General features: G+C 67.5%; 22 protein-coding genes and 1 riboswitch. Of the genes, 13 read left to right on the top strand and 9 right to left on the bottom strand.

Translation table 11 applies throughout. From position 1 onward, the window contains the following. Window position 1 precedes the first annotated feature (1 nt). Window positions 2-1,099 (bottom strand): Zn-dependent alcohol dehydrogenase, encoded by a 1,098-nt coding sequence (locus EJL01_RS08440; protein WP_125107104.1) that lies wholly within the window; start codon window positions 1,097-1,099, stop codon window positions 2-4. Between the two features lie 217 nt (window positions 1,100-1,316). Beyond that, window positions 1,317-1,886, bottom strand: coding sequence for a TetR/AcrR family transcriptional regulator (locus EJL01_RS08435; RefSeq protein WP_164509760.1), 570 nt, complete (start codon window positions 1,884-1,886; stop codon window positions 1,317-1,319). A gap of 154 nt (window positions 1,887-2,040) precedes the next feature. On the opposite strand from EJL01_RS08435, the gene valS reads away from it, so the two are divergent. Both valS and EJL01_RS08425 read left to right on the top strand, forming a co-directional pair. Next, window positions 2,041-4,683, top strand: a complete 2,643-nt coding sequence (valS, locus tag EJL01_RS08430) for a valine--tRNA ligase (RefSeq protein ID WP_125107102.1) — start codon at window positions 2,041-2,043, stop codon at window positions 4,681-4,683. Between the two features lie 15 nt (window positions 4,684-4,698). Beyond that, window positions 4,699-5,076, top strand: a complete 378-nt coding sequence (locus EJL01_RS08425; RefSeq protein WP_125107101.1) for a GntR family transcriptional regulator — start codon at window positions 4,699-4,701, stop codon at window positions 5,074-5,076. 347 nt (window positions 5,077-5,423) lie between these two features. On the opposite strand, the gene EJL01_RS08420 is transcribed toward EJL01_RS08425, so the two are convergent. Continuing rightward, the gene (locus EJL01_RS08420; RefSeq protein WP_125107100.1) at window positions 5,424-5,750 is read right to left on the bottom strand and encodes a hypothetical protein; all 327 of its coding nucleotides are present in this window, start codon (window positions 5,748-5,750) and stop codon (window positions 5,424-5,426) included. A gap of 138 nt (window positions 5,751-5,888) precedes the next feature. On the opposite strand from EJL01_RS08420, the gene mshD reads away from it, so the two are divergent. From mshD to pstB, 7 genes are all read left to right on the top strand, one after another. Continuing rightward, window positions 5,889-6,740: a mycothiol synthase gene (gene mshD / locus EJL01_RS08415; RefSeq protein WP_164509759.1), complete on the top strand. Its 852-nt coding sequence runs from the start codon at window positions 5,889-5,891 to the stop codon at window positions 6,738-6,740. Window positions 6,741-6,819: 79 nt separating this feature from the next. Then, window positions 6,820-8,934 carry an RNA degradosome polyphosphate kinase gene (locus EJL01_RS08410; RefSeq protein WP_125107098.1) on the top strand — a complete coding sequence of 705 codons (2,115 nt, stop codon included), beginning with the start codon at window positions 6,820-6,822 and terminating at the stop codon, window positions 8,932-8,934. A 66-nt stretch (window positions 8,935-9,000) separates the two neighbouring features. Beyond that, window positions 9,001-9,945 (top strand): NUDIX hydrolase, encoded by a 945-nt coding sequence (locus EJL01_RS08405; RefSeq protein WP_125107097.1) that lies wholly within the window; start codon window positions 9,001-9,003, stop codon window positions 9,943-9,945. 231 nt (window positions 9,946-10,176) lie between these two features. Continuing rightward, window positions 10,177-11,295, top strand: coding sequence for a phosphate ABC transporter substrate-binding protein PstS (gene pstS / locus EJL01_RS08400; protein ID WP_125107096.1), 1,119 nt, complete (start codon window positions 10,177-10,179; stop codon window positions 11,293-11,295). 140 nt (window positions 11,296-11,435) lie between these two features. Then, complete coding sequence (gene pstC, locus EJL01_RS08395) at window positions 11,436-12,395, top strand: phosphate ABC transporter permease subunit PstC (protein WP_125107095.1); 960 nt, start codon at window positions 11,436-11,438, stop codon at window positions 12,393-12,395. 13 nt (window positions 12,396-12,408) lie between these two features. Next, entirely contained in the window at window positions 12,409-13,557 is a 1,149-nt protein-coding gene (gene pstA, locus EJL01_RS08390; protein WP_125107094.1) for a phosphate ABC transporter permease PstA, read from the top strand. Between the two features lie 38 nt (window positions 13,558-13,595). Further along, window positions 13,596-14,375 (top strand): phosphate ABC transporter ATP-binding protein PstB, encoded by a 780-nt coding sequence (gene pstB, locus EJL01_RS08385; protein ID WP_125107093.1) that lies wholly within the window; start codon window positions 13,596-13,598, stop codon window positions 14,373-14,375. A gap of 336 nt (window positions 14,376-14,711) precedes the next feature. Here pstB and EJL01_RS08380 read toward each other — a convergent pair whose 3' ends face one another. The 4 genes from EJL01_RS08380 to EJL01_RS08365 form a co-directional block, all read right to left on the bottom strand. Beyond that, complete coding sequence (locus EJL01_RS08380) at window positions 14,712-15,056, bottom strand: hypothetical protein (RefSeq protein WP_125107092.1); 345 nt, start codon at window positions 15,054-15,056, stop codon at window positions 14,712-14,714. A 322-nt stretch (window positions 15,057-15,378) separates the two neighbouring features. Continuing rightward, on the bottom strand, window positions 15,379-16,197 hold the full coding sequence (locus EJL01_RS08375; RefSeq protein ID WP_125107091.1) for an AAA family ATPase: 819 nt from the start codon (window positions 16,195-16,197) through the stop codon (window positions 15,379-15,381). Beyond that, window positions 16,194-17,135 carry a Mu transposase C-terminal domain-containing protein gene (locus EJL01_RS08370; protein ID WP_428831966.1) on the bottom strand — a complete coding sequence of 314 codons (942 nt, stop codon included), beginning with the start codon at window positions 17,133-17,135 and terminating at the stop codon, window positions 16,194-16,196. Before EJL01_RS08370 ends, EJL01_RS08375 begins: the two co-directional genes overlap by 4 nt. 464 nt (window positions 17,136-17,599) lie before the next feature. Beyond that, complete coding sequence (locus EJL01_RS08365) at window positions 17,600-18,196, bottom strand: recombinase family protein (RefSeq protein WP_010534181.1); 597 nt, start codon at window positions 18,194-18,196, stop codon at window positions 17,600-17,602. A 317-nt stretch (window positions 18,197-18,513) separates the two neighbouring features. Next, window positions 18,514-18,610, top strand: a riboswitch (TPP riboswitch). Here EJL01_RS08365 and thiM point away from each other — a divergent pair. The 4 genes from thiM (at window position 18,602) to EJL01_RS08345 (ending at window position 21,634) form a co-directional block, all read left to right on the top strand. Continuing rightward, window positions 18,602-19,450, top strand: coding sequence for a hydroxyethylthiazole kinase (thiM, locus tag EJL01_RS08360; protein ID WP_164509757.1), 849 nt, complete (start codon window positions 18,602-18,604; stop codon window positions 19,448-19,450). It overlaps the preceding riboswitch by 9 nt. After that, window positions 19,447-20,094: a thiamine phosphate synthase gene (gene thiE, locus EJL01_RS08355; RefSeq protein ID WP_006590956.1), complete on the top strand. Its 648-nt coding sequence runs from the start codon at window positions 19,447-19,449 to the stop codon at window positions 20,092-20,094. Before thiM ends, thiE begins: the two co-directional genes overlap by 4 nt. Further along, window positions 20,091-20,936: a bifunctional hydroxymethylpyrimidine kinase/phosphomethylpyrimidine kinase gene (gene thiD, locus EJL01_RS08350; protein WP_006590957.1), complete on the top strand. Its 846-nt coding sequence runs from the start codon at window positions 20,091-20,093 to the stop codon at window positions 20,934-20,936. The genes thiE and thiD overlap by 4 nt, the downstream gene beginning before the upstream one ends. After that, on the top strand, window positions 20,933-21,634 hold the full coding sequence (locus EJL01_RS08345; RefSeq protein WP_017824196.1) for a TenA family protein: 702 nt from the start codon (window positions 20,933-20,935) through the stop codon (window positions 21,632-21,634). The genes thiD and EJL01_RS08345 overlap by 4 nt, the downstream gene beginning before the upstream one ends. A gap of 213 nt (window positions 21,635-21,847) precedes the next feature. On the opposite strand, the gene EJL01_RS08340 is transcribed toward EJL01_RS08345, so the two are convergent. Further along, window positions 21,848-23,086 (bottom strand): HAD-IIA family hydrolase, encoded by a 1,239-nt coding sequence (locus EJL01_RS08340; RefSeq protein WP_006590959.1) that lies wholly within the window; start codon window positions 23,084-23,086, stop codon window positions 21,848-21,850. A 290-nt stretch (window positions 23,087-23,376) separates the two neighbouring features. Next, on the bottom strand, window positions 23,377-24,009 hold the full coding sequence (locus EJL01_RS08335; protein WP_017824194.1) for a recombinase family protein: 633 nt from the start codon (window positions 24,007-24,009) through the stop codon (window positions 23,377-23,379). Between the last annotated feature and the right edge of the window lie 77 nt (window positions 24,010-24,086).

Here is a 24,086-nt window from a genome sequence, read left to right as displayed (position 1 = left end):
CCTAGTCGAAGACGATCACGCTGCGCGCGATCTTGCCGCACTCGAGCTCGGCGTACCCGGCGTTGATGTCCTCGAGACGGATCGTCTTCGAGACGAGGTCGTCGAGGTTGAAGCGGCCCTGCTGGTAGAGGTCGGCGTAGAGTGGAATGTCGCGCTTCGGGCTCGCCGAACCCATGTAGACACCCTGGTATTTGCGCTGCTGCATGAGGATGTCGACGAAGGGGTCGATCTCGAGCTGCTTGCCGATCGGGATCATGCCGATCTGGTAGGCGCCGCCGCCGACGCCGAGGATCTTAATGGCCTGCTCGGCGGTGGGCTTCAGGCCAATAACCTCGAAGGCGTGGTCGACGCCGCTCGTCTCGGTGATTTCTTGCACGGCCGCGACGACGTCGTCGACCTCGTTCGGGTTGATCGTGTGCGTCGCGCCGAACGTCTTCGCGAGCTCGAGCTTCTCGGGCTGCAGGTCGATCGCGATGATCTTGTGCGCGCCGGCGAGACGCGCGCCCTGCACGGCGTTGAGGCCGACGCCACCGCATCCGATAACCGCGACGGTGTCGCCAACGCGCACCTCGGCGGTGTTGATCGCCGCGCCCGCGCCAGTGACGACGCCGCACCCGAGCAGGCACGCCTTCTCGAACGGGATGTCCTTCGTGACGCGCACGACGCAGTTCTCGTGCGCGAGTGCCTGCTCGGCGAAGCCCGAGAGCTCCGAGAACTGGGTGACGGTCTCGCCGTTACGGCTGAGGCGCGGTGCCTCGCCCTCGCCGCGGCGGGTTTCTTCGGGATGCTCGCACTCGTACGGCTTGCCCGCCGCGCACCTGCGGCAGTGACCGCAGAACGAGACGAGGCAGCCGACGACGTGGTCGCCAGCCGCGATTTCCTTGACGTCGGAGCCAACCTTCGTGACGACGCCGGCGAGCTCGTGACCGAGCACCGTCGGCATCGGGAAGCCGAAGTCGTGGTCGCGAATGTGCGCGTCACTGTGGCACAGTCCGCACGCCTTCACGTCGATGAGCACTTCGCGACCGATCGGATCGGCGATGTCGATGTCTTCGATGACGAAGTCCTGGCCGACCCCATTGAGCACCGCTGCCTTCATTTGAGAGCTCCTTTGCACTCTGAACTGCCTATGCCTTCGGCGTCGTCGTTGACGCCCGGAAACATAAACGATGTCTCATGACACTATTCGACACGCGTCACCTAACCAACAGGTGATGCGGAAACTCGGGGAACCCTCAGCTTGCGGTTTCGGCATGAGCATTGGTCGCGTCGACTGTCACCTGGGATTGAGATCACGCAGAGACACCATGACGCAGCTACCGCAGCTCGCGCCACCACGCGGGCAGGCAGGCCGCGACGGCGTCGGCGAATTCCGCATCCGACAGGTCTTGCCGGTGCAGCCACACGCCGATGCCGCCGAGCACGGCGTTGCCGATGCACGCGGCCGCGATCTCCGCATCCACGCCCTTCGGCAGCGCATCCTGCCGAGCGAGAATGCCGCGAATCGACTCGACGAAGTGCGAGCTCACGGCGCGCGTCAGCGTCGAGTCGACGGGGCTGCGCACCGACTGCTCATACACCGGAAGAAACCGTCGCACGTGGTCAAGCACGTCACTCATCGTCGTGCGAAAGATCTCGCCGCGCGGGCCATCCGACGCGTCGCGCAGCTCGAGATCGTGCTGGCGGGTCCGGTCGAGGTCGTCGCGCAGCACCTCGAGCAGCACCTCCTGCGGCGAGTCGTAGTGGTCGTAGAAGGTCGCACGGTTGATGCCAGCGGTCTGCGTGAGCGATGCGACGGTGACCGAACTCGGGTCCTGTGCCGACGCGAGCTCGACGACCGCACGTTGCAAAGAACTCCGGGTGCGGAGGGTTCGTGGATCTGACATGAGAGCTCCTGACAGAAAGGATGCGCGCGCATCGTTGCGCTTTGACTTGAGCCTAGCCCGCGCGGGGCCCAAGCGCGGCGCCGCGCCGGTAGACTTGGGCACACCTACAGCAGGCACCCCAGACTCGGTGCCGCCCATAGTGATCGGAGCACGAATGACGGCCACGCCCGCGAACATCCCGGACCGCCCCGCCCTCGAAGGTCTCGAGCAGAAGTGGGGTGACGCCTGGAATGCACAGGGCACCTACGCGTTCCGACGCGACGGTGCGACCCGCGAGCAGGTCTACTCGGTCGACACTCCCCCGCCCACCGCATCCGGTTCGCTGCACATCGGCCACGTGTTCTCGTACACGCACACGGATGTGGTGGCGCGCTACCAGCGCATGCTCGGCAAGCGCGTGTTTTATCCGATGGGTTGGGACGACAACGGCCTGCCGACCGAGCGCCGCGTCCAGAACTACTACGGCGTGCGCTGTGACCCGTCGCTGCCGTACGTCGAAGGCTTCGTGCCGCCGCACGAGGGCGGTGACGGCAAGAGCATCAAGGCCGCTGACCAGCAGCCGATCTCGCGCCAGAACTTCATCGAGCTCTGCCTGAAGCTTTCGGAAGAGGACGAGCGTGCCTTCGAAGAACTTTGGCGCCAGCTCGGCCTCTCGGTCGACTGGAACCAGACGTACCGCACGATCGACGACGATGCGCGCCGCATCTCGCAGCTCGCGTTCGTGCGCAACATCGAGCGCGGCGAGGCGTACCAGGACATGGCGCCGACGCTCTGGGACATCACGTTCCGCACTGCCGTCGCGCAGGCCGAGCTTGAGGACCGCGAGCAGCCGGGCGCCTACCACCGCCTCGCGTTCCACGGCGCCGACGGCGACGTGTTCATCGAGACGACCCGCCCCGAGCTGCTGCCCGCGTGCGTCGCCCTCGTCGCGCATCCCGACGACGAGCGCTACCAGCCGCTGTTCGGCAGCACGGTGCGCACGCCGCTGTTCGACGTCGAGGTGCCGGTGCTCGCGCATCCGCTCGCACAGCCCGACAAGGGCTCGGGCATCGCGATGATCTGTACCTTCGGTGACCTCACCGACGTCATCTGGTGGCGCGAGCTGCGCCTGCCGAACCGCTCGATTCTCGGCGAAGACGGTCGCATCCTCGCCGACGCCCCCGAGGTGATCATGAGCGAGCGCGGCCGCGAGGCCTACGCGACCATGGCCGGCAAGACCGTGTTCAGCGCGAAGCAGGCCGTCGTCGAGGCGCTCGGCGAGTCGGGCGAGCTCATCGGCGAGCCGAACAAGATCTCACACCCCGTGAAGTTCTTTGAGAAGGGCGACAAGCCCCTCGAGATCGTGTCGACGCGCCAGTGGTACGTGAAGAACGGCGCGAACGACGACGAACTGCGCGCGAAGCTGCTGCAGTTCGGTGAGCAGCTCGAGTTCTGGCCCGAGTTCATGCGCGTGCGCTACCTCAATTGGGTCGAGGGACTCTCGGGCGACTGGCTCATCTCGCGCCAGCGCTACTTCGGCGTGCCGATTCCGGTCTGGTACCCGATCGACGCCGACGGCGTGACGCAGTACGACCAGCCGATCGTGCCCGCCCCCGAGCAGCTGCCGGTCGACCCGTCGACGGATGCGCCGAACGGGTTCGACGCATCGCAGCGCGGCCAGGCTGGCGGCTTCGAGGGCGAGCTCGACGTGATGGACACGTGGATGACCTCCTCGCTCACGCCGCAGCTCGCCGGTGGTTGGATGCGCGATGACGAGCTCTGGAACCTCGTCGCGCCGTTCTCGGTGCGCCCGCAGGGCCAGGACATCATTCGCACGTGGCTGTTCTCGACGCTGCTGCGCTCGCTGCTCGAGGACGACCGCCTGCCCTGGGACAACGCGACCATCAGCGGCTTCATTGTCGACCCCGACCGCAAGAAGATGTCGAAGTCGAAGGGCAATGTGGTGACGCCGAAGGGCCTGCTCAACGAGCACGGCTCGGATGCGGTTCGCTACTGGGCAGCATCGAGCCGCCTCGGCACCGACGCGGCCTTCGACCCGCAGCGCCCGACGCAGATCAAGATCGGCCGCCGCCTCGCGATCAAGGTGCTCAACGCCGCGAAGCTTGTGCTCGGCTACGAGGCCGGCGACGCCGGTGAGGCCGATGTGACGAACCCGCTCGACCGGGCGATGCTCGCGCAGCTGCGCGACGTGGTCGCCCAGGCGACCGTCGCGTTCGACGCGTTCAACCATGCTCGGGCGCTCGAGGTGACCGAGTCGTTCTTCTGGTCGTTCTGCGACGACTACCTCGAGCTTGCGAAGGAGCGTGCCTACGGCGGCGCCACCCCCGAGGGTCAGCGCTCGGCCGTGGCGGCGATGCGCCTCGCGGTCGACGTGCTGCTGCGCCTGCTCGCCCCGTTCATCCCGTTCGCGACCGAAGAGGTGTGGTCGTGGTCGAACGAGGGCTCGGTGCACGAGGCCGCCTGGCCGACCGTCGAGGAGCTTGCGGCGGCCGGCGACGGCGAGCCGCGGATGCTCGACCTCGCGTCGGCCGCGCTGACCTCGATTCGCGGGGCGAAGACCGCCGCGAAGGTCTCGCAGAAGACCCCGATGCTGCAGGCGACGTTCGTGACGAAGCCGGGCGGCGATGGTGCGAGCGTGCTGTCGCTGCTCGAGGGCGCCGCGGGAGACATCGCCGCGGTGGGTCGCATCGAGTCGTTCTCGTTCACCGAGGGCGCGGCCGACGACGTCGCGTTCGCGGAGGGCGCGGTGCTCGAAGTACGCGACATTGAACTCGGCGAGCCGCCGGTCAAGAAGTAGCGGCGGGCCGCTTCGATGACGATCGCCTTCGAAGGAATCGACGAGTCGTCCCCCGCGCCGCCGTACGAACAGCTGCGGATGCAGGTGGTCGCGGCGATTGCGGATGGGCGGCTCGCCCCCGGCGACCGCCTGCCGTCTGTGCGCGCGCTCGCGAGCGAGATTGGCCTGGCCGCAAACACGGTGGCGCGCGCGTACCGCGAGCTCGAGGTCGACGGCCACGTCGTGACTGCGGGCCGCAACGGCACGCACGTCGCCGAGCGTGAGCTCACCGCAGTCGACGAGGCGCGCGCATTGGAGCTGACCGTCGCGTTCCTGCGTGACATGCAGGCGCTCGGCATCGGGCCGGAGTCGATCGAGCATCGCGTCGCGGCGGCGCTCCGCCCACTCGCGTAGGGGTCGGCGCGCGCGGTGTTGGGTCGCCCGGCGTTAGCGCACTGGCGCTAGCGCGCGCTGCACGGTCGTTTCCGAGCGCGATTCCATGCCAGCGCATCCGCCGAGCCCGCCGCGCATCCCGGCCCGCGCATCCAAAGCCGCGAAAACCGCATCAAAGTTAGAAAACTGCACCGTGCGTGCGTTGCTTGCCGGAACACCCTGTTGTGGTGGGACAGATCCGGTCGGATGCGTCGGAACAGCAACATCCGGATGCACGGGAACAGCAACGCACGAATGCATCGGATGCGCGGGAGCAGCACCGCCCGGATGCACCAGCCGGCAGCACGCGCGGCCAACGACGCGCGCAGCTACGGGTTGAGAACGGTCGCGTGCGCACCCATCAGCACGAAGACGAATGACGCGATCGCCATGACCACCCCGGCGCCGGTCAGACTCAGCGCGAAGCGGTGAATGAAGCCCTCGGGCTGGCCCTCGACGAGCTGCATGATCGCGGTGAAGAACAGCAGCAGGAGCATCGCGATCGGCACCCAGGTGAGCTGCCGCTCCGGCGACGCGAGCACGCCCACGAGCACGGCGGCCACCACGGCCACGGCCCACACCGCCACGATGCGCAGCCGCGACGCCCGCGATTCGGGGCGCGCGTCGGCTTCTCGTGGCGTGGGCGCATCGGACATGCGCCACAGTCTACGCACCGCCCATCCGCAAGCGCGTAGCAACCATCAGCCCCAGTGCTTCTCACCGAAATACGACTCCCCGCCCGCCACATGAAACGCTCACCCGCACGCGTCACCCGCGCCCAGTACAGTGAAGCAATGGCCTCACCTCACCTCACCGCAGCAGATCTGGGCGCCGAATTCGAAGAGTTCAGCGCTCTCGTCACGTCGGCCGATGGGGTCGCCCCCTTCAACGAGGCCACGATGCTCAATCCAGCCGAACGCGAGGCCCGCGTCATCCGCGGCGACAGCGGCGACATCGATGCCCTCGCGCTGACGCACGCGCTCGACGACGGCACGATCGAGGCCGAGCTGGCCGTGGCCCCGACTGCGCGCGGGCTCGGTCTCGGCCACGAACTCGTCGACCGCATCCGCTCGGCCGGCCCGAGCGTGTTCTGGGCCCACGGCGACCTGCCGCAGGCCCAACAGCTCGCGCAGAAATCCGGCCTCACCGCGACCCGCCGCCTCTACGTGCTCGAGCGGCCGCTCACCGAAGACGAGACGGCGCCAGCACAGCTGCCGTCGGGCGTGCGCATCCGCCCCTTCAACGAGGAGGCGGATGCAAACGCTTGGGTCGAGCTCAACGCTCGCGTCTTCCGCGACCACCCCGAGCAGGGCTCGATCACCCGCGACGACCTCGCCGACCGCATCGCGCAGCCGTGGTTCTCGGCCGACAACTTCCTCGTGCTCGAGGGCGCGGGCGGCATTCTGCTCGGCTACAACTGGCTCAAGGTGACCGACGATGAGGCCGAAATCTACGTCGTCGGCGTGGCCCCCGAGGCCGCGGGCACCGGCTTCGGTAAGGCGCTTATGCAGGCGGGCCTCGCCCGTTTGCGGGAGACCGGCGCCGACGCCGCAGTGCTCTACGTTGACGGCGACAACGAGCGCGCCGTCGAGCTGTACCGCAAGCTCGGCTTCACGCCGCGCTCGCTCGACGTGCAATACCGCTAACCGCCGAGCCTCCGACCACCCCTGGGCGCTCGCCCGCTCCATTACCCACCGTTTACCGGCACTAGGAAAGATGCGTCTTATGGACACCGGAACTCCCGTGACGAACGACACGATCGGCCTCGACCGCTACATCGACCGCGAGACGAGCTGGCTCGCGTTCAACCAGCGGGTCCTCGAGCTCGGCGAAGACGCCAACGTGCCGCTCCTTGAGCGCACGAACTTCATGGCGATCTTCCCCTCGAACCTCGACGAGTGGTTCATGGTGCGCGTCGCGGGTTTGAAGCGCCGCATCGACACCGGCCTCGCGGTGCCCACCCCCGCGGGTGTGCCGCCGCGCCAGGAGCTCGCGACCATCCGCGCCGCCGCGCGCGACCTCCAGGTGCGCCACGCCGAGCACTTCCGCGACTCGATCCGGCCCGCGCTCGCCGCGGAGGGCATCCACATCCTCGCCTGGAACGACCTCAGCGCCGAGCAGCAGGCGAAGCTCACCGAGGTGTTCGGCACCGAGATCTTCCCCGTGCTGATGCCGCTGGCGGTCGACCCGGCCCACCCGTTCCCGTACATCTCGGGCCTCTCGCTCAACCTCTCGGTGCGCGTGCAGAACCCGACGGCGGGCAAGGCCGAGTTCGCGCGCCTCAAGGTGCCGCCGATGCTCCCGCGCCTCTACCCGCTCGACGCGCCCGAAGGCGAGACCTGGTACATCCTGCTCGAGGACCTCATCGCGCAGCACCTCGACGCCCTCTTCCCCGGCATGGAGGTGCTCGACCACCACGCGTTCCGCGTCACCCGCAACGAGGACGTGACGATCGAGGAGGACGAGACCGAGAACCTCCTCCAGGCGCTCGAGAAGGAGCTGCTGCGTCGCCGCTTCGGCCCGCCGATCCGCCTCGAGGTGTCGGAGGACATGGACGACGAGACGCTCGACCTGCTCAAGGACGAGCTCGACGTCGACGACGAAGCCGTCACGGTGCTGCCGAGCCCGCTTGACCTCACCTCGCTCTTCGCGCTCGGCGGCATCAACCGCCCCGACCTCAAATTCTCGACGCACGTGCCGGTGACGCACCCCGCGTTCCGCACCTCTGACTCCGACGAGTCGCCCGACGTGTTCCGGGCGATCGCCGAGCGGGATGTGCTGGTGCACCACCCGTACGAATCGTTCTCGACCAGCGTGGTCGAGTTCATCGAGCAGGCCGCCTCCGACCCGGATGTGCTCGCGATCAAGCAGACGCTCTACCGCACCTCGGGTGACTCGCCGATCGTCGCGGCGCTCATCAAGGCGGCCGAGTCGGGCAAGCAGGTGCTCGCCCTCGTCGAGATCAAGGCGCGCTTCGACGAGCAGAACAATATCGTCTGGGCCCGCAAGCTCGAGAAGGCGGGCGTGCACGTCGTCTACGGCCTCGTCGGCCTCAAGACCCACTGCAAGCTCCTGCAGGTGCTGCGCCGCGAAGACGGCAAGCTGCGCGCCTACAACCACATCGGCACGGGCAACTACAACCCGAAGACCTCGCGCATCTACGAGGACCTCGGCCTGTTCACCTGCGACCCCGAGGTCTCGGGTGACGTGACCCGCCTGTTCAACCAGCTCTCGGGCTACGCGATCGAGCGCGACTTCAAGCGCCTGCTCGTCGCGCCGCTCCACCTGCGCAAGGGCCTGCTCGACCTCATCGACCGCGAGCGCCAGGCCGCACTGCGCGGCGAGGAGAGCCGCATCCGCATCAAGGTGAACTCGATAATCGACGAGGAGATCATCGACGCGCTCTACGCGGCCTCGCAGGCCGGCGTGCCCGTTGACATCTACGTGCGCGGCATCTGCGGCATCCGCCCGGGCGTGCCCGGCCTCAGCGAGACCATCCAGGTGCGCTCGGTCGTCGGCCGCTATCTCGAGCACTCGCGTATCTTCACGTTCCACAACGGTGGCGACACGCAGACGTACATCGGTTCGGCCGACATGATGCACCGCAACCTCGACCGCCGCATCGAGGCGCTGGTTCGCCTCGCCGACCCGCACCACGTCAAGGAACTCGAGGACTTCTTCGACATGGGCATGTCGAACGACTACTCGACGTGGACGCTCGAGTCGAGCGGCGAGTGGGTGCGCCGCAGCGTCGACGAGAATGGTCGCCGGCTGCCCCAGCTCCACGACGAGCTGATGCGCCGCATCCAAGCGCGTCCGATGCGCCACACCCTGCGTTAGCATTCGGAAGCGTCCCCGCGCGGCCGAGCCCGCGCATCCTGATCGATTCTCTGGAGCACCTCGTCGATGACCACCGCACTTCGTGACGACACCGTCTATGCCGCCGGCGCCATCCTCTGGCACATGGACGGTGAGAAGCCGCGGGTGCTCGTGATTCACCGCGACCGCCACGGCGACTACTCGTTCCCGAAGGGCAAGGTTGACCCGGGCGAGACGCTGCCCGAGACTGCGGTGCGCGAGATTCGCGAGGAGACCGGCTTTCGGGTGACCTTGGATGCGCCGCTCGGCTCGATCGAGTACACGCTGCCGAGCGGGCGGCCGAAGGAGGTCCACTACTGGGCCGCCGAAGTGCCTGCTGAGGAGGTCGCGCGCAACGAGTTCGTGCCGAACGACGAGGTCGACAAGCTCGAGTGGATGGGCCTGAAGAAGGCGAGCAAGCACCTCACCTACGGTCGTGACAAAGAGCTCCTCGCGGTGCTGCACGAGCGCATCAAGGCCGGCACGGCGCGCACCTTTGCCGTAATCGCGCTGCGGCACGCGCAGGCGGTGCCGCCCCTGTCGTGGCCCGGCAACGACGAATCGCGGCCGCTCACCTCGCGCGGCCAAGAGCAGGCCGAGCAGGTCGCGGACATCCTCGAGGCGTACGGACCGAAGCGCATCGTGTCGTCGACGGCCGTGCGCTGCCTCACGACCGTGAGCCCCGTCGCCAGCACGCTCGGGCTTGTCCCCTCAAGCGAGCGAGCGATCTCGCAGTCGGCAGGCCCGGGCGACGGCGACGTCGACGAGGTCGTCCTGTCGGCCCTCGCCGAGCCGAGCACCGTAGTTATCTGCAGCCACTCCCCCGTCATGCCCGACATCGTGCGCTCCGTCGCACGCGCCTGCGGCAACGAACCGGCGCCGCTGTCGCGCTATGCGATGCTCTCGACCGCCGAGTTCACGCTGCTACACGTGCCCGCCGAGGGCACCGAACGCGGCCTCGTCGCGGTCGAAACTCAGGGCCCGCGCATCTAACACGCCTGGGCCGCCTGCGCATCCCTAGCCGCGCGAAATTCGCGCCGTGATCAGCCCCGATTCATGTTGCGTACGCATCAATGACAGATTGCATTCATTTGTCACGGCCACCAGGGATCGTTCACCGCGCGTTCATATTTCCGCTGCAAGTACGTTACCGCCCACGCATAGTTTCGGTTCACGAACCCGAACAGGTTCGAAACCAAATACGTTTCTTATGGAGGAAACTCAATGAAGCTTTCGCGTGTTGGCGCATCGGTCGCCATGACCGCAATTGCCGCGCTCGCTCTTGCCGGCTGCGCTGGCGGCGACGCAGGTACCGACTCGACCAGCGGCGCGGACTCGACCGCAGCTGCCGGCGGCGGCTCGCTCTCGGGCAGCCTCAACGCGACGGGCGCGAGCTCGCAGGAGCAGGCTCAGCTCAACGCTTGGGTTCCCGGCTTCCAGGGCATCGAGTCTGGCGTCACCGTCAACTACGAGGCCACTGGTTCGGGCACCGGCCGCGAGAACTTCGTCGCTGGCTCGTCGGACTTCATCGGTTCGGACCGCGCCTACAAGACCGACGAGATCGAAGAGAGCACCTTCCCGCTCTGCGCCGACGGCACCGACCTCGTCGAGTTCCCCGCCTACATCTCGCCGATCGCGGTGGCGTACAACCTTCCGGGCGTCGACGGCCTCAACCTTGACGCCGAGACCATCGCCAAGATTTACGCGGGCGAGGTCACCACCTGGAACGACCCAGCCATCGCCGCGATCAACGAGGGCGTCGACCTCCCCGACACCACCATCACCGCTGTGCACCGTGGCGACAAGTCGGGTACCACCGGTAACTTCACCGCGTACCTCACCGAGGCCGCTCCCGACACCTGGACCTACGGCGACGAGGACGACTTCCCGGCCGACCTTGGTGGCGAGGCCGCGAACCAGACCGCTGGTGTTGCTGAGGCCGTTGCTGCTGGTGAGGGCACCATCGGTTACCTCGACGCTTCGGCTGCGACCGACCTGCAGACCGCTGCGATCAAGTCGGGTTCGGAGTTCGTGCCGTACAGCCCCGAGGCTGCCGCGCAGGTTGTTGCTGGCTCGTCGCTCGAGGAGGGCCGCGCCGCGACCGACCTCGCCTACGCGCTCGACTACACCGGCGTTGAGGGTGCCTACCCGATTGTTCTCGTGTCGTACCTCATCGGCTGCGCCGACTACCAGGACGACGCCAAGGGCGAGCTCGTGAAGGCCTACTTCAACTACGTCATCACCCCTGAGGCGCAGGACGCCGCGGCTTCGGTTGCCGGCAACGCCCCGATCTCGGACGAGATCCGCAGCGAGGCCCAGACCGCGATTGACGCGATCCAGTAGTACTCCTACTGCGTTTCTCGCAGTGAAGTAAGGTGCCCGGTGCCGTGCATTATGCCGGTACCGGGCACTTACTGCGTAGAAGCGCCCCCCGACCTTGAGACTTACCTCACCCCCACGTTTCACTGAGGAAGGCACGTCAGATGACCACCACTGACACGGCGACCCCGACGCCTCCGGCTCGCGCCAAAGCGGTCCGACGCGTTGGCGACACCGTTTTCGAGACCATTTCCACCACTTCCGGCGCGCTCATTCTGGCGATCCTGGCCGCAGTGTTCTTCTTCCTGCTGATCCAGGGCCTGCCGGCCATCACCACCCCGGTCGCCGAAGACTCGGCCGACTCGCTCCGCCAGAACGGCGGCTTCCTCGGCTACATCGCCCCGCTCGTGTTCGGCACCGTCTGGGCGTCGCTGCTCGCGATGATCATGGCGTTCCCGGTCGGCGTCGCGGTGGCCCTCTTCATCAGCCACTTCGCGAGCCGCAAGCTCACCGGCGCCCTCGGCTTCATCATTGACATGCTCGCCGCGATCCCCTCGGTCATCTTCGGTCTCTGGGGCATCCTGGTGTTCGCGCCGATCGCCGGCCCGCTCTACACGTGGCTCAGCAACTACCTCGGCTGGATTCCCCTCTTCGCGGGCAACCCGACGCCAACCGGCAAGAACATGCTTACCGCCGCGATCGTGCTCGCGATCATGATCCTCCCGATCATGACGTCGCTCAGCCGCGAGATCTTCCTGCAGACCCCCCGTCTGCACGAGGAGGCCTCGCTCGCCCTCGGCGCGACCCGCTGGGAGATGGTGAAGCAGGCGGTCTTCCCCTACGCATCCTCGGGTATGTTCGCCTCCGCGATCCTCGCCCTCGGTCGAGCGCTCGGTGAAACGATGGCCATCACGATGGTGCTGTCGGCGACGGGCGCGGTGACGTTCAAGCTGCTCACCTCCGAGAACCCGACCACCATCGCCGCATCCATCGCCCTCAACTTCCCCGAGGCGCACGGCCAGAACTCGTCGACGCTCATCGCCGGTGGCCTTGTCCTGTTCGCGATCACGCTGATCGTGAACTCGATCGGCCGCTGGATCATCAGCCGCAACGTGAAGAAGTAGAGAGGAACAGTTCATGTCTACTACCACGACAACTCCTGCGGCCCCGTCGAAGGGTCGCGCCAAGAACGCCCTTACCGCCGGCCACCTCTCGGGTGGCCAGGTCGGTCTGATCGCCGTTGGCGCACTCGTCATCTCGACCATCATCTTCGGTCTGCTCTGGCTCATGAGCGGTGACCCGCTCTTCATCTTCACCGAGCAGACCGGCAAGCTCACGCTCAACTTCAACTGGGGCGCGTGGCTCGCGCTCGCTGGCCTGGTCTACCTGCTCGGCGTGTACTTCATCTCGCGCCAGGTTGAGGGTCCCCGCCAGGCCACGAACCGCTTCGTGTCGGGCCTGCTCACGGTGGCGTTCGTCATCGCGATGATCCCGCTGCTCTCGCTGATCTTCACGCTCCTCGTGAACGGTATCCCGGGCCTGCTCCAAGCCAACTTCTGGACTCGCGACGCCGCGGTGCCCGGCCAGCGAGGCGCGCTTAACTCGATCATCGGTACGCTCTGGATCACCGGCCTCACGACGCTCATGTCGGTGCCGATCGGTATCTTCACGGCGATCTACCTCGTCGAGTACGGGCGCGGCAACTGGCTGAGCAAGCTGCTCAACTTCTTCGTCGACGTGATGACGGGTATTCCCTCGATCGTCGCCGGTCTGTTCGCCTTCGCGCTGTTCATGCTGTTCACGCAGCTGGCAGGCGGTGACATCACCACGATCAAGAGCGGTTTCGTTGGCTCGATCGCGCTCATGGTGCTGATGATCCCGACCGTCGTGCGCTCGGCTGAAGAGATGATTCGCCTCGTGCCGATGGACCTCCGCGAGGCCTCCTACGCCCTCGGTGTGACGAAGTGGCGCACGATCGTCAAGGTTGTGCTTCCTACCTGCCTCGGTGGTCTCGTGACCGGTGTGCTACTGGCCATCGCCCGCGTGATCGGTGAGACCGCTCCCCTGATGGTTGCTGCCGGTATGACGATCAACATGAACCTGAACCCGTTCCAGGGCGCCATGTCGACGCTGCCGACGCTCGTGTTCCAGCAGTGGAAGTTCACCGGTGACGAGGCCGAGATGCTCTCGTGGGCGGGCGCCCTCGCGCTGCTGCTCATCGTGGTCGTGCTCAACGTCATCGGCCGCGTCATCAGCTACTACTTCTCGCCCAAGAAGGACCGCTAGGTCGTCGGGCTTAACTTCGAAACAAAGGATCTTTCACAGTGTCGAAGCGTATTGAAATCAAGGACCTGGACATCTACTACGACAAGTTCAAGGCTGTCGAGGGTGTCAACATGACCATCGAGCCGAAGAGCGTCACCGCCTTCATCGGCCCGTCGGGTTGCGGTAAGTCGACCGTGCTCCGCACCCTCAACCGCATGCACGAGGTCATTCCCAAGGCTTGGGTTGACGGGGAGGTGCTTCTCGACGGCGACGACCTCTACGGCACGGGCGTTGACCCGGTGAACGTGCGCCGCCAGGTGGGCATGGTGTTCCAGCGCGCGAACCCGTTCCCCACGATGTCGATTCGTGAGAACGTGCTCGCCGGTGTGCGCCTCAACAACAAGCGCATTGGCAACAAGGAGGCGACCGAGCTCGTCGAGAAGTCGCTGCGCGGCGCGAACCTCTGGGAAGAGGTCAAGGACCGTCTCGACGCTCCTGGTGGCGGCCTCTCGGGTGGTCAGCAGCAGCGTCTGTGCATCGCCCGCGCGATCGCGGTGAAGCCCGACGTGCTCCTGATGGACGAGCCCTGCTCGGCCCTCGACCCGATCTCGACGCTCGCGATCGAAGACCTCATTCACGAGCTCAAGACCGACTACACGATCGTGATCGTGACCCACAACATGCAGCAGGCCACTCGCGTCAGCGACAAGACCGGCTTCTTCAACATTGCGGGTACCGGCAAGCCGGGCAAGCTCATCGAGTTCGACGACACTCGCACCATCTTCGAGAACCCGAGCAACAACCAGACCCAGGACTACGTGCCCGGCCGCTTCGGCTAAGTCGCGCATCCTGTGCGTTGGCGGGCGCCCCACCCCGGTGGGGCGCCCGCGTCGTTTCCGGGGCGTGCGCGGCGTGGCCGCGCGGGCGCCGCCTCCCCGCCCGCGGCATCCCGCCCCGCCATCCGGGCCCGCGCTCTCGCCCGGCCCGCACATCCCGCCCCTGCCATCAGGGTGTCCCCAAAATCCCACTTTCAAGCCGAAAAATGGGACATCGGCGACACTCTGTCTCAGCCGCCTCAGGCACGCGCTCGCGACCCAGAGCAGAGTGTCCCCGGCATCCCACTTTCGCGCTCAGAAATGGGACATCGGCGACACTTTGGGCAAGCAGCCGGGAAGCTAGGGAGCAAGAGGCATGGCGGATGCGGCGCGCGGGTTCGAGCGCCGGGCCAGCAGCGCGCGGAGGTCGGCGATGAGGGATCCGTCTTCACCCATGGCGGTCACGGTGACGCGGACGTACTCGTAGCCGAGTGCCCGCAGTCGCCGCTCTCGCTCGAGATCGCGCCGAAACGTCTTGTCGTCGGTGCGGTGCACATCACCTTCGTACTCGATGGCGATCTTTGCCTCGCGGTAAAGCAGATCAACCTCGGCCGACCAGTCCCCCTCGTGCGACTGCACGATGCCGTTCACCTCGGGCTCGGGGAGTCCGGATCGCACGAGCAGGAGGCGTAGTCGTGTCTCCATGGGCGAAGCGACGCGACGGCGCGCTAATGCGAGGGCATCCCTCGCAGTACCGATCCCGGGAATCGGACCCACTTCTTGCAGTCGCGCCTCGAGTGACTTCATCGTGGTTGCGGGGCGCTGATGCAACCTGAGACCAGGATAGTGCGACTTATTCGTCAGCAACGCGTCGAGCATCACCACGGCATCCTCGACGGTGAGATTGCGGCAGCAACTGAGGAATGTCTCGACGGGCCGCAGCACTGGGAGTCGTCGAAACGTGCGGACCTGAAACTGTGACTTCGTCTGCTGAATGGCGGGGTTCTTCGGTCGCTTCGTGGCGGGGTCAGGTGACACCGATGACCAGGGTGCTCTGTGCGGCTTCGATGACGTCGTTGGTGATGGTGTCGAGTTCGTTGATCTTCAGGACCCGCTGGATCTGGGGGAAGAGGCGTTCGAGGAGCCGGAAGTTGCCGCGGGTGATCCGTGCGATGGCTGCGATGGCTTGGGCGTCGGTGAAGTCGTCGGGGTCGAGGGTCTTGCCGAGGGATCGCCAGTGTCGCTCGAGGACGAACAGCAGTTCGTCTTGTCCCAGGGGCCGGTACTGGTGGGCGAAGCCGACTCGGCTGTAGAACTGGGGGTAGTGGCTGAACTGCTTCTCCAGGCCGGGCATGCCGATCAGGATCAGGGCGATGTCGTCGCGGTCGTAGCGATCGCGCAGCAGTTCCAGCGCGGCGGGACGCAGTCGTTCGGCTTCGTCGACGATGATCAGCTCCACGTAGTTCCTGCCGTGTCGCCATCCCCCGGCCTCGGGAGTGGCCGTGCCGGGAGGTACGAGGCGCTGCCCGATGCACATGTTGGTGCGGGTGATGGCTTGGGTCAGCTCGTCCTTCAGGGTCCGCGGGGTGGTCAGCACGCTGGGGGTGTAGAGCACGGTGCGGCTCCGGTTCAAGGCGGCGTAGATCTTGGCGTCGTTGTCGGAGCGCGGCCCCCAGTAGGTCAGCAGGTCATGAGCCTTCTCGTAGTGTGCGTAGCGGCGCGCGGAGAGTGTCTTTCCCACGCCGGCTGATCCGAAGCACAAACCGATGGTGTGCCCGCGGCGCACGGCGTCGGCGAACTCGGTGAAGCGGCGGTGCTCCTTGGTGACGATGAAGCGCTGGCTCACCTGAGGTCCTCCTTGTAGATCTTCAACGCCGACCTCGGCGCCGGAGCCGGTGCTTCGGTGATCCGTGGTGTCTCGGTAGGTGCGGCCACGAGGGCGATGCGTTCGTTGATGCCGGCTCGCAGCGCCCGGCGGCGGGCGTTGCGCGCGGCCTGGATCTCCTTGAGGCTGACCTTCTGGTCGTGGTGCTCTTGGTTGACGGCCTTGCAGACGAATTCGTCGTGATCGAAGACGCGGATCTCGGTGATGTCGCGGGGGTCGTAGCGGATCACGACCGAGCGTCCGACGTAGCCTGCCAGAGTTGGCGAGACGTAGCGCATGCCCTGGAAGCGGATGCCATCGCGGCGCACGACGCGGGTCTTGGCGACGGTCAACAGCAGTCCGTCGAGGTCTTCCAGGCTCTCGGGCATTCGGGGCAGCCAGCCATCGGCGATCCACGCGCTGCGCGGGGAGGTTCCGAGCTCGCTGTGCGTGCGGTCGTTGTAGGTGGCCACGAACGCCTCCAGGGCGCTATCGAGGGCGGCCAGGGACAGTTTCGGTGTCGGCCAGGGGTGCCCTTCGGTGATGTGTCCGGGCAGGGTGGCGAGTAGCTCGGTGTTGATGGTGCCGAAGAACCGCTCGATCTTGCCCCGTCCCTGGGGTCGGGCGACGGTGGAGTGGATCAGTCGGATGTGGAGGTCGACGGCGGTGTGGGCGAGCTGGTCACTGGTGAAGTCGCTGCCGTGGTCGACGTAGAGCACGTCGGGCAGGCCGCACATCGGCCAGGCCGGGTCGGTCTTGTGCCAGATCGCTTGGCGTAGCGCCAGGGCGGTGTTCATCGCCGACGGTGCGCCCAGGAAGACTGTGTAGCCGCAGACCGCCCGGGAGCAGTCGTCGAGGATCGTTGTCAGCCATGGCCGTGCAGGCTTGCCGTCGGTGCCCACCACCAGGATGTCGAGCATGGTGTGATCGGATTGCCACATCGCGTTGGGCAGCTCTGCTTGCCGGCGTAGCACCAGCTCGTGCTTGTCGCGGTAGGACGCTGCGCCCCCCCAGGGCGAGGGTGACCATGCCGGGATCCAGGGTCCGCACGATGTCCCACACCACCGAGTAGGAGGGGACCGGCCACCTCCGGGCGGCGCAGATGCCCGTGACTTTGCGATGGATCGTGGCGATGGCCGGCCGCGGCTTGCTCAGTGCCAGGCCCTCGATCAGGTCGACGAGGTCGGGCGGAAGGCGGCGGGAGCCGGCGTCCGCCCGTGAGGCTGTCTCCAGTCCGGCGTAGCCGTCGGCGCGGTAGCGGGCGTGCCAGCGCTCCAGGGTCCGCAGCCCTACATCGGTCTCGCGAGCTAAGCGCGCGAGGGGCACCTGGTCCTCGACGTGGAGCCTGAGGATTCGCCACCGCGCTCGAGCGTCCACGACGCACCTACTGCAAGGCGTTCTCGCGCCCGCGCTCGGCGCGCTGAAGGGCGCGGTAGACCGTGGAGCGGCCCACGCTGAACAGCTCGGCCAGCTCGCCCACGGTGTGCTCGTCGGCGGCATGTAGCTGGACGAGGTGAGCTTCTTGCCGGGGGGTGAGTTTCGGTGACTTCCCGCGCAGCCGGCCCTTGGCCTTGGCGACCTTCATCCCCTCGCGGGTGCGGGCACGGATGAGGTCGGCTTCGAATTCGGCGACCATCGCCAGCACGTTGAACAACAGTTTCCCCATCGGGTCGGTCGGGTCGTACACCGATCCGGCGATGCTCAGCTTCACTTCCCGCGCCGCGAGGTCGTCGGCGATCTGGTGGGCATCACGGACTGAACGCGCCAGCCGATCGAGCTTGGTGACCACGAATGTATCGCCGTCCCGACAGGCAGCCAGCGCCTGCCGCAGGCCCTCACGGTCGGCGTTGCGGCCCGTGAGCCCGTGATCGACGTAGATGCGCTTGGGATCGACGCCGAACGCCGCGAGTCCGTCACGCTGCGCGGTCAGGTCCTGCTCGTCGGTGGAGACTCGGGCATAGCCGACCTTCAAGGGGGACATGCTCCCCAGTGTGTCATATAGCCTCCCTTCACCGGACAGTTCACCGGACGGGTCTTACGGGACAGCCCGCCAGGCGTGCCGTCGTTCCTTGTTGTCAGTTTTCGAAGTCCACTGCACGAGTGTCCGAAGTCGACTGCACATTTTAAGGTTGCGCAGCCGTTGTCTGGTGAGGCGCCATGGTGAGGGCTGCGGCGGCCAAGGAACGCCGTAGCGCAGCCGGGCACTGGTGACAGCACGCCCGGACGGTCCGAGGCGCGACCCTTTTGCGATCGCTGAAGCGAGGGCACGGTGCTGGGAACGGTGCGGATGTTAAGCTGGTGAATGACGCGGGGTGCCGTGCTGGTACGGCTGAGATCACACCCGTTGAACCTGATCTAGTTCGTACTAGCGAAGGGAACGTCGCCGATGTCGGCACCTTCTTCCGTCCCTACTGTCCCACTCGATGCTGCCGCTGTGGGCGAGGCCTTGGCTGCGATGCGCGGGCATGCCCCGCTGGTGCAGTGCCTGACCAACGTCGTCGTCGCTCAGTGGACAGCGAACGTCCTGCTCGCGGTCGGCGCCAGTCCGTCGATGGTGGACAACCCGGAGGAAGCCGGGCCGTTCGCCGCCGTCGCCGACGGGGTCCTGGTCAACCTCGGCACGCCCCAAGAGGCGACGGTGGCTGCGATGCACGGCGCGGTCAGTGCCGCCGCGGCGGCCGGCACCCCGTGGGTGCTCGACCCGGTCGGGGTGGGTGGGCTCGCCTGGCGCAGCCGGGTTGTCGTCGACCTGCTCGCCCACGCCTCCCCGGCACTCACCCACGCCTCCCCGGCACTCGTCCGTGGCAACCCCTCAGAGATTCTCGCTTTCGCCGGTGGGGGCAGCGGTGGGCGGGGTCCGGAGAGCGTCGACGCCGCCGAGGATGCCCTCGACGCCGGCCGGGCGCTGGCCCGGGAGCACGGCACCATCGTCGCGGTCTCCGGGGAGGTCGACCACCTCACCGACGGCACCCGGCTGGTGCGGGTGGCCAACGGCCATCGATGGTTGACCCAGGTCACTGGCGGTGGGGGCGCGCTGGGCGCGCTCATGGCTGCCTTCGCCGCCACCACCGACGACCCGCTCCTGGCCGCCACGGCCGCGACCGCGACGTACACCGTGGCCGCCGAGGTCGCGGCCGAGCGTGCCGCCGGGCCGGGGAGCTTCGCCGTTGCGCTGCTGGACTCTCTCGCCACCCTCAACCCGCAGGAGCTGACCGAGAAGGTGGTGCTCCGGTGACCCGCCGACCGGTGAACCTCAGCCTCTACCTGGTCACCGACACCGGTTTGTGCGGCCCACGGGGGGTGCCCGCGACCGTGCAGGCTGCGGTCGCGGGCGGAGTCACCGTGGTGCAGTTGCGTGACCCGGGCGCCACCGACGCCCACTTCGTCGCCCTCGGCGTGGCGGTCCGCGAGGTGCTGGCGGGGACCGGGGTGCCGCTGATTATCGATGACCGGGTCCACCTCGTTCAGGACATCGGCGCCGACGGCGTCCACGTCGGTCAGCGCGACATGCCGCCTGCTCAGGCCCGGCAGTTGCTCGGGCCGGACGCCATGGTCGGGCTGTCGGTCAGCACGATCGAGCAGGTTCGCACAGCACGCGGGCTCGGTGACGGCGTCTTGGACTACCTCGGCGTTGGACCGGTGTGGCCGACGGCGACCAAGCCTGACCACGGCACTCCGATCGGCCCGGGCGGGGTGGCTGCGGTGGCCGCCGCGAGCCCGTGGCCGGTCGTCGCCATCGGCGGCATCACCACGAAACGCACCGGCATGCTGCGCCACAGCGGCGCCGCCGGCGTGGCGGTCGTCTCGACGGTGTGCGCCGCGGAGGAACCAGCCGTGGCGGCCGCGAGCCTGCGGGCCGCGTGGGACGGGCAACCGTGAACCCCCGCCCACCGATCGCGCTGACGATCGCCGGCTCCGATCCCTCCGGCGGGGCCGGTATTCAAGGCGACCTCAAGACCTTCTCCGCACTGGGTGCCTACGGCACCGCGGTGCTCACCTCACTGACCGCCCAGTCCACCCAGGGAGTCACCGGTGTCCACGTCGTCCCCGCGGACTTCGTCCGCGCCCAGCTGGACACCCTCGTAGACGACGTGGCGGTTGACGCCGCCAAGATCGGGATGCTCGCCTCCGCGGCCACCATCGAGACCGTCCTCGCCTTCCTCGACAAGCGCTCCGACGCGGTGCCGGTTGTGGTCCTCGACCCCGTCATGGTGTCCACCGCCGGTTCCCGGCTGCTGGCCGAGGACGCCGTCGAGCCGATGCGCCAACTCCTGCCGTACGTCTCCCTCATCACGCCGAACGTCCCCGAGGCCGCCGTGCTGCTCGACGCCGACCCCGCCGAAGACCTCGACACCATGCGCGCCCAGGCCATCGCGCTCCGGGAGCTGGGCGCCGCGCGGGTGCTGGTCAAGGGGGGCCACCTCGGCGGCGACGCACACGCCACCGACCTGTGGCTCGACGACGCGGGCGAGCAGCTGCTGACCGGCCCGCGGGTAGCCACGGTCAACACCCACGGCACCGGGTGCGCCCTGTCCTCCGCGATCGCCGCACTCGCCCCGCGCACCGGGTCCCTGCTAGAGGCCACCCGCCAGGCCAAGACTTGGCTCACCGGCACCCTGCGGGCCGCCGACGCGCTCCACATCGGCCACGGACCCGGCCCCGTGCACCACTGCCACGACATCTGGAAAGACGAGAACGACTGGAAGGACAGCGACCGATGACCAGCCCACACACCTCCATGCCCGAGACGATTCGCGACCACGACGACACTGGCGTGTTCAGCACCGTGGCGTGGCATCGCACGGCCAGGGTCCGCGAGGCGATCGACGCGCTGCCCTTGTTGCACCAGCTGAGCGACGCGACCCTGGCGGAAGAGACGTTCCGGCACTACCTCGCCCAGGACGCGCTCTACCTGGCCGACTACGGCCGGGTCCTGGCCGCGGCCGCCGCTCAGGCCCAGGCGTCGGAGGAAATGGCATTCTGGGCGCAGGCCGCGCGGGAGGTGGTCGAGGTCGAGCGGCAGCTGCACGCCACCCACGTCACCGACCTCACCGCCGCCGAGCCCTCACCGACCACGGTTGCCTACACCTCCTACCTGCTGAGCCTCGCGACAGCGGGAAACTACCCGGTCCTCGCGGCCGGCATCCTGCCGTGCTTCTGGGTCTACGACGACGTCGGCACCCGTTTGAAGGCCGCCGTCGGAGACCTGAGCACGCACCCGTACGGGGACTGGATCGCCACCTACGGCGATCCAGACTTCACCGCCGCCACCGACACCGCCCGGGACATCGTGGACCACCTCGCCGACCAGGCCAGCCCCGGCACACTGGCGCGCATGCACACCGCGTTCCACCGCGCCACCCAGTACGAGTGGATGTTCTGGGACGCCGCCCACCGGCAGGAGACCTGGCCCATCTGAGGTCATTGGTCGGTGCGCCCTTGGGCGCGCGCTCATCATGATCTTTCGAGAGCTGGTCGCCGCCCTGGAGACTCCTACCGTCCGGTGGTGTTGCTCGGACGGTGGGAGACCGGACCCGGGGTTGATCAAGGTAAACGGCGCGCTCAGGCCGGTGCCCCGCACGAGAAGCGCCAGCGCTTTTGACACCATGCGCCCCGAAGGGGATGCGTCCTATCAGTCGATGAGTCCTGTGTCGCCTGAGAGGGCGTCGGTGAGCCACCGCGGGTGCATGGGGAGCAACGGTGCCGGAAGCTCATCCGGGGAGAAGAAACCCGCCTGTGAGGTCTCCACACCATCAGGGTGCATCTGACCGCCGCGCGGGAGGCAGGCGAAGGTGGTGGTGACGAACTGGGTCACTCTCCCGTCGGGATAGGCGAAAACCTGCGAGGCGGGGTCCGAATACACCCCCACCAGCCGCTGCACTTGCACCTGCAAGCCGGTCTCTTCGGCGACCTCCCGCACCGCCGCCTGGGCGGCAGTCTCGCCCACCTCGACGTGTCCCGAAGGCAGTCCCCACAGCCCGTTGTCCAGCCTGCGCCCCAGTAGCACGCGCCCGGCCTCGTCGAAGACCACCGCGGCCACACCCGCCCGCACCTCGTCCGGCCACGGGTACGGCGACGGGCGCATCGGGCCGATGTCAAGGGCCGGATCAAACAGCCCGGCCAGGCCCGTGACCGTGGCCTCCGCAACGGTGGGATCACACTGCCGACGGCCGCTGCTCGGCGTCGCGGGAGCGACGAGGATCGCCGGCAGGCCCGCGCAGTGCGCCCCGACGACGTCCGTAGCCGGGGTGTCCCCCACGACCACCACTCTCGTCGTAGCAGGGAGCCCGCGCTGGGCCAGGCGGAACATCTCCGGTCCCGGCTTGCCCACCACGACCGGTCGGCGCCCACTGGCGGTCTGGATCGCTGCGACGACCGCGCCGGTGGCCGGCCACGGGCCGCTCGCTGTGGGGAACGTGGCGTCCACGTTCGTGGCCACGAACGGCACGCCGGTACGCAGGAGGGCGGTGGCCTGGGCGAGGTCCCGGTAGGTCACCGTCTCGTCGCAACCGACCACCACCGCCTCGGCCCCAGACCCCTCCACGGATTCCACGCCTTGGGCCGCGAGTTCGCCGCGGAGGCCATCACTGCCCACCACATAGGCGCGGGTAATGCCCTGCTGGCGCAGCCAGCACGCCGTAGCCCACCCGGAAGATACGATCTCCTCGACGGTGGCCCTCACGCCCAGGCGGCCCAGACGGTGGACGACGTCTTTGCGGGACGGGCGGGGATCGTTGGTCACGAACCGGACCACCCGGCCCCGACTCCGCAGGCTGGCCAAGGCTTCGGTCACGCCGGAAAGCAAGGTGTCTCCGACGTAAACCACGCCGTCAAGATCAAGCAGAAAAACATCGAACTGGTCAACGAGCACAACAACCTCCGAGGTCAAGGGACAGTCAGCGCGCATGCTGGCGCTGAGCCATCCCCCTCGGGCATTTTGTGCCAATAGGTGCCCTCCCGCCTGTTCGGCGGAAGCTGCAGCGCTCGGTCACAGACCCCCAGCCGGCTGGGGCGGAACCCTAGCTGCCTTCTCCCGGCTCGCCCACAATCCTAACCGACCCGACACGAAGTAGCTGAGCGGTGGAAGTCCCCCCGCGGGCGTGCGAGAGTCGCGGGAACGTACCCCGCTCATTGACGTTCGTAGGTTCCGGACAACAGAGGTTACCTGGCTACCTTGCTGCGGTCCTTGGCCAGGAGCTTGCGTCCGTCCTCGCGGAGTTCGCCGGTGGGTGAGACGTGGCGGTAGAGGGTCTGGCGGGTGATGCCGAGTTCCTTGCAGAGGTCACCGACGTTGGTACCGGGCTTTCCCATGGAGGCCATGGCGAGGCGGAGCTTGGCGGGGGTCATCTTGTAGGGGCGTCCGCCTTTGCGGCCGCGGGCCCGGGCGGCGGCTAGGCCGGCGATCGTGCGTTCGGAGATGAGTTCGCGTTCAAACTCGGCCAGGGCGGCGAAGATGCCGAAGACGAGCTTGCCGGATGCGGTGGTGGTGTCGAGGGCCGCGCCTTGCCCGGTGAGGACCTTCAGGCCGATGCCGCGTTGGGTGAGGTCGTGGACGATGTTGACCAGGTGACGCAGGTCGCGGCCGAGCCGGTCCAACTTCCACACCACCAGGGTGTCCCCGTGACGTAGGGACTTCAGGCACGCCGCAAGCTCGGGACGGTCCTCCTTCTTGCCCGAGGCCCTGTCCTCGTACAGAGCCTCCGGGTCGACGCCCTCAGCTAGGAGCGCATCCCGCTGCAGGTTCGTGGTCTGCGATCCGTCGGCCTTCGAGACGCGCATGTAGCCGACCAGCACGAGGTGCCTCCCATCTATCACTTATACGACCGATTGCGTGACAGTTCGCAGCGGAACGGCTGCCCACGGCGTCTCTG

Origin of the sequence: Gulosibacter massiliensis (assembly GCF_900626105.1) — a bacterium.
Taxonomy (GTDB): domain Bacteria; phylum Actinomycetota; class Actinomycetes; order Actinomycetales; family Microbacteriaceae; genus Gulosibacter; species Gulosibacter sediminis.
The sequence above is the reverse complement of the archived record's forward strand: the minus strand, read 5'-3'. Positions and strand labels throughout refer to the sequence as shown.

Excerpts from the sequence above, each read along its gene's own strand:
- EJL01_RS08365 (WP_010534181.1), bottom strand. The coding sequence starts at position 18,196 with ATGTCCCCCTTGAAGGTCGGCTATGCCCGAGTCTCCACCGACGAGCAG.
- EJL01_RS08370 (WP_428831966.1), bottom strand. The coding sequence starts at position 17,135 with ATGCTCGACATCCTGGTGGTGGGCACCGACGGCAAGCCTGCACGGCCA.
- EJL01_RS08380 (WP_125107092.1), bottom strand. The coding sequence starts at position 15,056 with ATGGAGACACGACTACGCCTCCTGCTCGTGCGATCCGGACTCCCCGAG.
- pstA (WP_125107094.1), top strand. The coding sequence starts at position 12,409 with ATGTCTACTACCACGACAACTCCTGCGGCCCCGTCGAAGGGTCGCGCC.
- EJL01_RS08345 (WP_017824196.1), top strand. The coding sequence starts at position 20,933 with ATGACCAGCCCACACACCTCCATGCCCGAGACGATTCGCGACCACGAC.
- mshD (WP_164509759.1), top strand. The coding sequence starts at position 5,889 with ATGGCCTCACCTCACCTCACCGCAGCAGATCTGGGCGCCGAATTCGAA.
- EJL01_RS08425 (WP_125107101.1), top strand. The coding sequence starts at position 4,699 with ATGACGATCGCCTTCGAAGGAATCGACGAGTCGTCCCCCGCGCCGCCG.
- EJL01_RS08405 (WP_125107097.1), top strand. The coding sequence starts at position 9,001 with ATGACCACCGCACTTCGTGACGACACCGTCTATGCCGCCGGCGCCATC.
- pstC (WP_125107095.1), top strand. The coding sequence starts at position 11,436 with ATGACCACCACTGACACGGCGACCCCGACGCCTCCGGCTCGCGCCAAA.
- EJL01_RS08420 (WP_125107100.1), bottom strand. The coding sequence starts at position 5,750 with ATGTCCGATGCGCCCACGCCACGAGAAGCCGACGCGCGCCCCGAATCG.
- EJL01_RS08435 (WP_164509760.1), bottom strand. The coding sequence starts at position 1,886 with ATGTCAGATCCACGAACCCTCCGCACCCGGAGTTCTTTGCAACGTGCG.
- EJL01_RS08440 (WP_125107104.1), bottom strand. The coding sequence starts at position 1,099 with ATGAAGGCAGCGGTGCTCAATGGGGTCGGCCAGGACTTCGTCATCGAA.
- EJL01_RS08410 (WP_125107098.1), top strand. The coding sequence starts at position 6,820 with ATGGACACCGGAACTCCCGTGACGAACGACACGATCGGCCTCGACCGC.
- thiM (WP_164509757.1), top strand. The coding sequence starts at position 18,602 with ATGTCGGCACCTTCTTCCGTCCCTACTGTCCCACTCGATGCTGCCGCT.
- valS (WP_125107102.1), top strand. The coding sequence starts at position 2,041 with ATGACGGCCACGCCCGCGAACATCCCGGACCGCCCCGCCCTCGAAGGT.
- pstS (WP_125107096.1), top strand. The coding sequence starts at position 10,177 with ATGAAGCTTTCGCGTGTTGGCGCATCGGTCGCCATGACCGCAATTGCC.